Annotated in this window: 1 protein-coding gene; it reads left to right on the top strand. The window is 61.6% G+C overall.

Going from position 1 to position 817, the window contains the following annotated elements:
* The first annotated feature begins 108 nt into the window (after positions 1 to 108).
* Positions 109 to 768, top strand: a complete 660-nt coding sequence (locus tag NW837_RS15240; protein ID WP_414332484.1) for a DUF2157 domain-containing protein — start codon at positions 109 to 111, stop codon at positions 766 to 768.
* Positions 769 to 817 lie beyond the last annotated feature (49 nt).

Genomic DNA, 817 nt, shown 5'->3' with positions numbered 1-817 from the left:
TCGCTTTGATCTGGGGGATCCGGTGGCTGGCTATCAAGAGGTGTTGCAGCGGGTGCTTCAGGCAGTGGGATCCCAATTCCTTCTCTCCTAGAGGGAGAGGAGCCAGGGGTGAGGGACTATAATCGCCTCAGCGATCCCACTCCTTTAACGCCCGAGCCTCCTTTCGCTTGTCGGGATCCCGCCATGACCTCTCCCCGCCCCCCCTACCCCGGCGAGCGTTTCCGCCGCCAACTGGCCAACCTGCTGGATGCCTGGGTGGAGCAGGGGTTGATTGAACCTGAGCAGCGGGATCGGCTGTGGGAGTACTACCAACTGGATAGCTTGCCCCAAGCGGCCGGCAGCCGTTTTGTCTTGGTGCTGCTACTGTTTGGCGCAGTTCTGGTGGGCCTAGGGGTGATCTCCTTTGTGGCGGCCAACTGGGCTGCCATTCCCCGCTGGGCAAGAGCCTGGGGGTGCTTGGCCCTCATGGTAGGGCTGCAGGTGGCGGGCTTCCAGGCTTGGCAGCAGGGATCCCGACGGCTGGGCAGCGCCCTGCTGATAGCCGGTGAACTGACCCTGGGAGCCTGTATTGGCCTGATGGCCCAGTGGGTTCAGCTTGGGGGATCTGCGGCAGGCTTGTTTTGGGCCTGGGGGATGGGCAGTTTGGCCATGGCCTACGGCTTGCGTCACAGCCCCAGCGGTGTACTGGCCTGCCTTCTGCTGGGCTCGGGGATGGTAGCCGACTTCGTGGATTGGGGGACTGTCAACTTCCTGATACATTTACGCTGAACACTGCTGAACATCACTGTTCAACTATGCAGCGATAGCATTCTGTTTG

Source organism: Synechococcus sp. R6-10, assembly GCF_047461815.1.
Lineage (GTDB): Bacteria > Cyanobacteriota > Cyanobacteriia > Thermostichales > Thermostichaceae > Thermostichus.
Note: the sequence above shows the minus strand (reverse complement) of the source record. Positions and strands in the feature narration are given on the sequence as shown.